The following is an 8797-nucleotide window of genomic DNA, read 5'->3' as shown; positions in this document are numbered from 1 at the left end:
GCAGATGAGAGTCCTTTTGAACGTAACCGTTCAAGAGGGCTCTTTTTGTATAGGGTCGATTTTTCCAGCGATTTATATTTTATTAGGAGCCATAATAAGGACATCCTACCGGAACGCTGCTTCTGTTCTATAAGCGCTTCGATGAGTTTGCCTGCGGTTTTAAACTGTAACAGCATCCTAGACATAAAAAGGCAGAACGTCTGAAGACGTTCTGCCTTTTTTGTATCTAGCTTGTGCGATATTTTGCGGGCGAAAGACCGTTGTGCTTTTTAAACAGTTGACAGAAGTAAGAGAAGTTAGAAAATCCGATACGGTGACCGATTTCCCGGATGGATAAGTTCGTCGCCTTGAGAAGAAAAGAGGCTTGCTGCAGCCGTTTAGCGGTTAAATAGTTAGTCAAGGTGCTCCCGGTCTCCCTGTGAAACAGATAGGAAACATGGTTGGGAGTGAGGTGAACATGCCTGGCCAAATCGGTTAAACGGAACTCCGACGCATAGTTCGCTTCGATCCAAGCGAGGATGGCAGTTACGGACGGAGAAAAGCGGAGTGAGGAGCCTACCCTGCCTACGGCTGATTGTTTATCGAAAAGGTTTTGAATCCGGTGGAGGAGGGAGAGCGTATCCAACAGAACTTTTTCAGATTGGACTGGAGCGTTGTGGCTTACTTGGGATTCATCCTTATAAAAATGAAAAAGTTTGTCCATAGCATCCGTATCCGTCACGTCCACCCACTGATCACCGAAAGGATGTTTCCAGATATGCAGCAAGAAACTGTTTAACGACGGGTAAGGCTCGGTATACCGGAGCAAAACGGCCGGATCAAACAGAAGCATGGAACGGATGTAAGGTTGCTGTTCGGTAATGGTCATCCGAATCGTATGGAGCTGGAAGGGTTTGAAAAACAGAAGCGTGCCGGGTTTCATCTCGAACAGCTCCTGCCCGATCATGACCCTCCCGTTGCCGCGGTGGACATATAAAATTTCGATTCCCTGATGGGCATGGAAAATATCGCGAAAGCTTTCCGAACGATTCAGATAGAGGGAAAGCTGCACGGGATGCCGTCCAAGATCGGCATAATTATCAAGTCTCATGGTGAGCGACCTCAATGAATTCGTAATATGACAACATTATATCATAATATCCCCAAAACAAGCCTGGACGGTGTTTGTTACGATAGAAGAATAACGACACAAACGGAGTCTGCAGCGGTGGAGTGGTATGCCGGACGGATTGCCGGAAAGGCAGGGATAACGGTGAATAAGGAAGAATTATGGGGTAGCTTGCATAAGAAAGTAAACGTGATGGCAGAAAAAATGGGGAATAAATCGCCTCACGTTGCTTTTGACGGTGTATATGATGATATGAGAATCGATTGGTGGACATCGGGGTTCTGGCCGGGTATGTTGTGGATTATGCATGAAATGACGGGCGATCCTTCATTCCGGGAGAAAGCCTGGGACTGGGATGCGAGTCTGGAGCAGTGCATGGTAAGCAACTCGAACCTTCATCATGATGTAGGGTTTCAATTTCTTCCGACTGCCGTGATCAAATACAAGCTTACGGGAGATGCGGATGCTCGCCGAAGGGGGATTCAGGCGGCGAATTTCCTGGCGGGGCGGTTTAATCTGGCCGGTCGCTTTCTGCGCGCTTGGAATCAGGATAAAACCGGTTGGGCCATCATTGACTCCTGCATGAATCTATCCCTGCTTTTCTGGGCGGCGGAAGAAATCCAGGATCCCCGTTTTCGCCATATAGCGGCGGCTCATGCGGATACCGTGCTGGAGCATTTTATCCGGGAAGACGGATCGGTCAGGCACATTGTCAGCTTTGATCCGGAGACGGGGGCTTTTCTGGAAACGCTGGGAGGCCAGGGGCATTCGCCGGAATCGGGATGGAGCCGCGGTCAGACGTGGGCTCTTTACGGGATGGCGAACGTTTACCGGTATACCGGCGATATACGTTACCTTCATGCGGCGAAAAGAGTCGCCCACTATTTTCTGGCTTCCCTGCCGGAGGATGCCGTGCCTCACTGGGATTTCCGCACCGGGAATTCGGAAGGGGAGCCCCGAGATACGTCGGCGGCAGCTTGCGCGGCGTCCGGTCTGCTTGAAATCGCAAAGCATGTGGCTGCCCCTGAAAGAGAGCTGTATGATCGGGCCGCGCTGAGGATCATGGCAGCTTTGGCAGGATCATACGCGTCCTTTGATGACAAGACAGAAGCGATCCTTCGGGAAGGCACGGGAAACAAGCCCGCCGGCCAGAACATCGACGTGGGGCTGATCTACGGCGATTACTTCTTGGTCGAGGCGGCCGCAAAGCTGAACGGGTGGCAGGGAAGCATTTTTTAAAGAAGCAAAGAAAAAGAAGGACATCCGGAAAAACATAGAAAGACACATCTGGTCTTAGACGGTGAGTCGTTATAAGAACGGATAACGGTTTTTCATAAATGGAATCATACAAGGGTGGTTAGGGAGCATGGATCCCCGGCCCAGTCATATGACCATCGAAAGTAGGGGCTGCCGTAAGTTCATAAGAGTTCATTTACGGATATTTCGCGGATTAACGAGGAAAGGAGTCTTTGCAGTGCAACTGTGCAGATAAGATACCGGGAGGCTGTTTACCTAATGTTTACCTCCTTCTTATTTCGGGTAATAAAAAGTGTCCAATTATTGATCAAAATTTGAAAATTGTTTGAACAAATTTTAAAGATTGTGCTATAATAGACACAAATAGACCCTTACTGCACGAAAGGGAAGTGATATCAATGACAACTAAAACATTAACTGTACCGCAAAGACAAAAAAACGAACGCGAAGTAGGTCGCTTATTTTCTTTTATGAACCTGATGGCATGGAGCTCGCTTGTAATCGGAATTATTATGAGCTTGTGGAACGTATTCCACTTTAGCGACAAGAACCTGACGTTGATGGTCGGCATCGGTTTTATGGTCGGCAGCGTGTTCATTTATACAATCGGCACAGCGATTCATCTGGTGCACGAGCGTAAATTTGAACAACAGGAGAACGGCGAAGTAACCGAATGACGCAGGATTGAAGGAGAAGTCCTCCGGACCCGTAAGGGCAGAGGGCTTTTTCTATTGTCTTGGAGTATGAACGTGTCCGAGAAGGAGTGCATTTTAACCGGGAAAGGTTGTTAGAAGACGGACAATTCGGGTAATGAACCTAAAGGTGTATCTATGGATCGACATAATCGGACAGAATCGGCGTTCACAATTAGACTCAAATGGGTGCTAGGTTTCATCCAAGTTTTGGGGAAAACGTTGGTCTGACAAGGTTTTCTGCCTATTCATTACAAAAAAACGTCGAAACGTTGAACTTTCTATTACGGAATTTCAACGGTTCGATGACACCTTTGTTAACAGGGCAGATGTTCGATTCCGTTTCTGTTATGTTTATCACATACATGAAAGAACGAACGATCTCCGCATCTTCTGATGACGGAGGCGTTAGTCAGGAGATGAGGATAATTGAAGAAGGGGAACTTGTTCCGGCGTTTTAGCGCAGTATTCATGCTGGTCTTGATGACGGTCGTTTCCGCAGGCTGTAAAAGTCCGATCGTATTGGATCCTAAAGGTCCCGTCGGTCAGCAGCAGATGGATTTGATCGTGATTTCGACTCTGCTCTGCCTGGTCATCATCGTACCCGTACTCGTGATTACCTTTGTAATCGTATGGCGCTACCGTGACAAGCCGGACAGAAAGGCGAAATATACGCCAAACTGGGAGCACAGCACCAAGCTCGAAACCATTTGGTGGGGGATCCCGATTCTGATTATTTTGGTGCTGGGTGTCGTAACGGTCCGTTACACGCATGCGTTGGAGCCTTCCAAACCGCTTGCGGCCGAGAAAGAGGTTAAGCCGATCACGATCCAAGTTACATCGTTGGACTGGAAATGGCTTTTCAAGTATCCGGAACAAGGTATCGCGACAGTTAACTATGTTCAGTTCCCGGAAGATGTGCCGGTCCGTTTCGAACTGACTTCGGACGCACCGATGAACTCCTTCTGGATTCCGCAGCTTGGCGGACAGATTTACACCATGTCCGGGATGGCCATGAAGCTGAACCTGATGGCCGACGAACCTGGCGAATATATGGGCTCGGGCGCTAACTTCAGCGGTAAGGATTTCGGAAAGATGAGATTCGTCGCGAAAGCAACGACTCAAGCCGACTTCGATTCCTGGGTCAAAGAAATCAAAGGAAGTTCTCCGGAGCTTACGCTCGACGGTTATAAGAAGCTTGCGGAGCCTGGCGTATCCGAAGTTCAGTCCTTCTCCAAATTCCCGGAAGGGTTGTTTGAGAAGATCGTAACGAGATACTCTCCGTCCCATAACCATGGAGGCTTCGGCGCACCTGTACCCGCCAAACCGTCCGCCGGTACCGAGTCGGGTACTTCCGACAAAGCCGCCGGAAACAGTTCAACGGAAGGCTCGGGCGCAGTGAAGCAAGAAGCTTCGGCCGCTCATACGGGCCATGAATAGAGAGGAAAGGGGGAACATCCATCATGTTGGATAAAATCAAAGATTTCGCGTCCACGTTCTTCGTAACCGGCGATCCGCTGATCTACGGCGCTGACGTGAGTATCGCTCTGGCGACTATCGCCATCATCTTTGTACTTACTTATTTTAAAAAATGGACATGGCTGTGGCGCGAATGGCTGACTACCGTCGATCATAAGCGTGTCGGTATCATGTACATCATCGCATCCATTCTGATGCTGTTCCGCGGCGGCGTCGATGCGCTGCTTATGCGGACGCAGCTGGCGATGCCGGATATGGAGTTCCTGCAACCGGAGCACTATAACCAAATTTTCACCACGCACGGCGTAATCATGATTTTGTTTATGGCGATGCCGCTTATGTTCGGCTTGTTCAATATCGCCGTACCGCTTCAAATCGGTGCACGCGACGTTGCGTTCCCGTTCCTGAACGCGCTCAGCTTCTGGCTGTTCTTCTTCGGCGCGATGCTGTTCAATATGTCTTTCGTTATCGGAGGCTCGCCTGATGCGGGCTGGCTGGCCTATCCGCCGCTGTCGGAGCTTTCACACAGTCCGGGGGTCGGGCAGAACTTCTACATCTGGGGGATTCAGATTTCCGGTATCGGGAGTTTGATGACCGGTATTAACTTTATCGTGACCATTCTGAAAATGCGCGCACCGGGCATGAAGCTCATGAAAATGCCGATGTTTTCCTGGTCCGTGCTTTCCAGCTGTATCGCGATTATTTTCGCTTTCCCGATTCTGACCGTAACGCTGGCCCTGCTGTTCCTGGACCGTTTCATGGGAGCACACTTCTTCACGCTGGACGGCGGGGGCAACCCGATGATGTACATCAACCTCATTTGGATGTGGGGTCACCCTGAGGTTTACATCGTTGTTCTGCCTGCATTCGGTATTTTCTCCGAAGTCGTCGCGACTTTCGCGAAGAAAAAATTGTTCGGGTACAAATCCATGGTGTTCGCCATGATGATTATTAGTATTCTCTCGTTCTTTACCTGGGCGCATCACTTCTTCACGATGGGTTCGGGGGCCAATGTCAATGCCTTCTTTGCCATAACGACGATGATTATCGCGATTCCGACGGGCGTGAAGGTGTTTAACTGGCTGTTCACCATGTACCGGGGTAAAATCAGGTTCGACACGCCGATGCTGTGGACGATCGGATTTATTCCGTGCTTTATCGTGGGCGGGATGACCGGGGTACTGCTCTCCGTAGCGCCGGCCGACTTCCAGTTCCACAACAGTTACTTCCTGATCGCCCACTTCCACCAAGTGCTTATCGGCGGTGTCGCATTCGGATACTTCGCCGGCCTGTACTACTGGTGGCCGAAGATTTTTGGCTTCAAGCTGAATGAGAAGCTCGGTAAATGGGCATTCTGGCTTTGGAATATCGGTTTCTATGTCTGCTTCATGCCGCAGTATTTCCTCGGCTTGGACGGCATGACACGGCGTCTCAGCACGTATGGCTGGGATTCGGGCTGGTACGGCTTGAACCTGACTTCCACTATCGGGGGCTTCCTGATGGGGATCGGCTTCATTTTCCAAGTGTGGCAAATCGCACACAGCATCAAATTCATGGAGCGCGACACAACAGGCGATCCTTGGAACGGACGTACGCTGGAGTGGTCCATTCCATCGCCGGCTCCGCTTTATAACTTTGCGACGATTCCTACGGCAAGCGTGCAGGATCCTTGGTGGGAAGAGAAGCAGCGTCTGGAGCAGGGCGGCAAACCGGCGCCTAAGGCGAAGCTTGAACCGATTCACATGCCGAAAAACTCGGCGATTCCGTTCATCAAATCGCTTTGCTGGTTCATCGCGGGCTTCGGGTTCGTGTTCGGCTGGATGTTCTTCGCCATCCCGGGCATGATCGGAGTGGCGGTATGTATGCTCGCGCATTCTTTCAACTATGATACAGATTACTATATTCCGGTGGATGAGATTGAACGCACGGAAGCCGCGGCAAGGGGGTCGGTCTAATTGGCACAAGCAAGCAGTCATAACAAAGCAATGTCTCACCAGCACGATCACAGCCATGATGATGGCCATCATGACCTCGAATCGCTGCGGATGTTCGGCTTCTGGATCTTCCTGATCACCGACGTTATTCTGTTCGGTACGCTGTTCGCTACGTACATCGTTCTTCACGGCAACACTAACGGCGGCCCGACTCCGGCAGAACTGTTCGAAATGCCGGGTATTATCGCGGAGACGTTTATCCTCCTCACGTCCAGCTTTACAAGCGGTCTGGCCGTGCTGGCGATGAACAAAGGCAACCGTAAAGGCCTGATCGGCTGGCTGGCCGTAACGGCGCTGCTGGGTGCTTCCTTTATCACGCTGGAAGTAACCGAGTTCGTAAAAATGGTTCATGAAGGCGCGACGATTTCCACGAGCGGTTTCTTGTCCGGGTTCTTCACCCTGGTCGGAACGCACGGAATCCACGTATCCGTCGGTCTGGTATGGATGATTGCTTTGATCATTCAGCTAAGCCGTCACGGCATCAACTCGGTAACACGACGCAAAGTGAACATCATCAGCTTGTACTGGCACTTTCTGGACGTGGTCTGGATCTTCGTCTTCACGTTCGTTTACTTGATGGGGGTGATGTAAGATGGCACAACATACGACCCATTCGGGCGGAGCGCATGATCATGAACACCATGAATCGCATGGTTCTCTGAAGTCTTACGTCATCGGTTTTCTGCTGTCGATCGTGCTGACGATTATTCCGCTGGTCGTGATCCTGAACAAAATGGTAACGGGCAAGGCGGCTATTCTGGTCCTGCTCATTACCGCCGTTCTCCAGTTCGCCGTGCAGCTTCTGTTCTTCATGCACTTGACGGACGAGAAGGGGCCGCGATATAACCTGCTGACTTTGATTCTCGGTCTCGTCATTCTGACGACAATCGTAGCAGGTTCCATCTGGATTATGACCTACAATACCGTCGCTAACTAAGCGCGGCCCGAAAGAGCTTTCCCGTTTATGCGGGGGAGCTCTTTTTTTATGGGAGCCAATAAGAAAATGTTATTCGATCCTAGAAGAATTTGAGGGAGTCTGGAAGGCGGCATGTTCGATGCAATCGGGTTCGGCTATAAGCAGGTTGGTTATGTTCGCGGATAAAAGAGGAAACCAATCAATAATAAAGAATAGTACACGTATGATTGATTGTGAGCCCCTTTTATAAACGACACTTCGTAGGCGGATAAGGATGGAGATACGTGTGAAGCATTGTCCTAAATGCAACAGTGACCGAATAAAGCGAACTTCTTCAATTTTCACGAGATTGCTAATAGCCCTTTATTTATTTCTGACTTTTCTGTTTTACACGGGAGAATTTTCTTATGGGGCTTTGCTTTCCTTGGTTTCTTTCGTAGTTCCCTATGATCATACATGTCTTAACTGCTGTCATAGGTTTTATAAATTTTTCCCCATATTGAACAAGGCTTCTCTATTCGGATTTTCGGTTTGGGATCAGTGTGTCTTGGCCCTTGCTCCTTCCATGCTTTTGATTACAGCGTTAATCGTATATTTTCCTTCCACGGGGCTTGGCAGAATTGTTAGCCTTCCCGTTACTTATGTTTTAAACAGTACAGTGATCGCGATTGGCTTCCTAAAAAGAACAAAATACGTAAATCGGGCTGTTTCGGTAACCGTCGCAATTATGGTAACGTTATTCCTTTCGATTTTATTGCATCCTCAAGAATTTAATCCCCCGGTTATGGAGCAATTGTGGGATTTGGCTTTTGGCCGGTAATCGCAGTGGCAGAATTTTGTTGCACCCGTGCAATAAGAAAAAAAAGACAGCTCAATCGGCTGTTCAGTCAAAAGAATAAACATAAAAAAAGCCTCAATTTCGAGGCTTTTTTGGGTTGTGTTATTGGAAACCGTATTGCAGATTCGAGACAGATATAGCTTGTCCGCCGATAATAATCTTGTAAGTGCCGTATGGTAAGTTAGGAATTGAAGCGCTGATGGTTCCATTTCCGCCAACGGATGCGAAGATTTTGTTGTAGACTGCTTGTCCATTTTGGTTGCTGACATAAACCTCAGCATAAGAAGCCCCTGTGAAACTCGCCGAAATGGCCAACTGGCCTTGGCCTGTGACTTGCACACTCGTTGCTGCCGATGCGGAGACGGGAACAACAATAAATAGGGCGAAACAGAGGAACAACATTGCTAAAACTCTACTCTTCATTCTTACACATACTTTACCATAATTTGGGATACAACATCATCAAAATAACAAATTAATGTGAAAGTGTAAACGAATAAAATAACGAAATTT

8 protein-coding genes are annotated in these 8797 nt (G+C 49.0%); 6 read left to right on the top strand and 2 right to left on the bottom strand.

All coding sequences use genetic code 11. The features are described 5' to 3' along the window. Window positions 1-226: 226 nt before the first annotated feature. Window positions 227-1090, bottom strand: a complete 864-nt coding sequence (locus PCH01S_RS09930; RefSeq protein WP_042228795.1) for an AraC family transcriptional regulator — start codon at window positions 1088-1090, stop codon at window positions 227-229. A 117-nt stretch (window positions 1091-1207) separates the two neighbouring features. Between PCH01S_RS09930 and PCH01S_RS09925 the strand changes: the two genes are divergently transcribed. The 6 genes from PCH01S_RS09925 (at window position 1208) to cyoD (ending at window position 7467) form a co-directional block, all read left to right on the top strand. Then, window positions 1208-2347, top strand: coding sequence for a glycoside hydrolase family 88 protein (locus PCH01S_RS09925; RefSeq protein WP_042228793.1), 1140 nt, complete (start codon window positions 1208-1210; stop codon window positions 2345-2347). A 416-nt stretch (window positions 2348-2763) separates the two neighbouring features. Next, window positions 2764-3042, top strand: a complete 279-nt coding sequence (locus tag PCH01S_RS09920; protein ID WP_042228792.1) for a hypothetical protein — start codon at window positions 2764-2766, stop codon at window positions 3040-3042. 486 nt (window positions 3043-3528) lie between these two features. Next, window positions 3529-4497, top strand: a complete 969-nt coding sequence (gene cyoA / locus PCH01S_RS09915; protein WP_174446799.1) for a ubiquinol oxidase subunit II — start codon at window positions 3529-3531, stop codon at window positions 4495-4497. 23 nt (window positions 4498-4520) lie between these two features. Next, entirely contained in the window at window positions 4521-6491 is a 1971-nt protein-coding gene (locus tag PCH01S_RS09910; RefSeq protein WP_042228790.1) for a cbb3-type cytochrome c oxidase subunit I, read from the top strand. A gap of 30 nt (window positions 6492-6521) precedes the next feature. Then, window positions 6522-7121: a cytochrome o ubiquinol oxidase subunit III gene (gene cyoC / locus PCH01S_RS09905; RefSeq protein WP_174446798.1), complete on the top strand. Its 600-nt coding sequence runs from the start codon at window positions 6522-6524 to the stop codon at window positions 7119-7121. 1 nt (window position 7122) lies between these two features. Next, entirely contained in the window at window positions 7123-7467 is a 345-nt protein-coding gene (gene cyoD / locus PCH01S_RS09900) for a cytochrome o ubiquinol oxidase subunit IV (protein ID WP_042228787.1), read from the top strand. A gap of 919 nt (window positions 7468-8386) precedes the next feature. Here cyoD and PCH01S_RS09895 read toward each other — a convergent pair. Then, the gene (locus PCH01S_RS09895; RefSeq protein WP_129112472.1) at window positions 8387-8707 is read right to left on the bottom strand and encodes a hypothetical protein; all 321 of its coding nucleotides are present in this window, start codon (window positions 8705-8707) and stop codon (window positions 8387-8389) included. Between the last annotated feature and the right edge of the window lie 90 nt (window positions 8708-8797).

Source organism: Paenibacillus chitinolyticus NBRC 15660 (assembly GCF_000739915.1).
GTDB lineage: Bacteria > Bacillota > Bacilli > Paenibacillales > NBRC-103111 > Paenibacillus_F > Paenibacillus_F chitinolyticus.
This window is presented reverse-complemented; position numbering and strand designations above follow the sequence as displayed.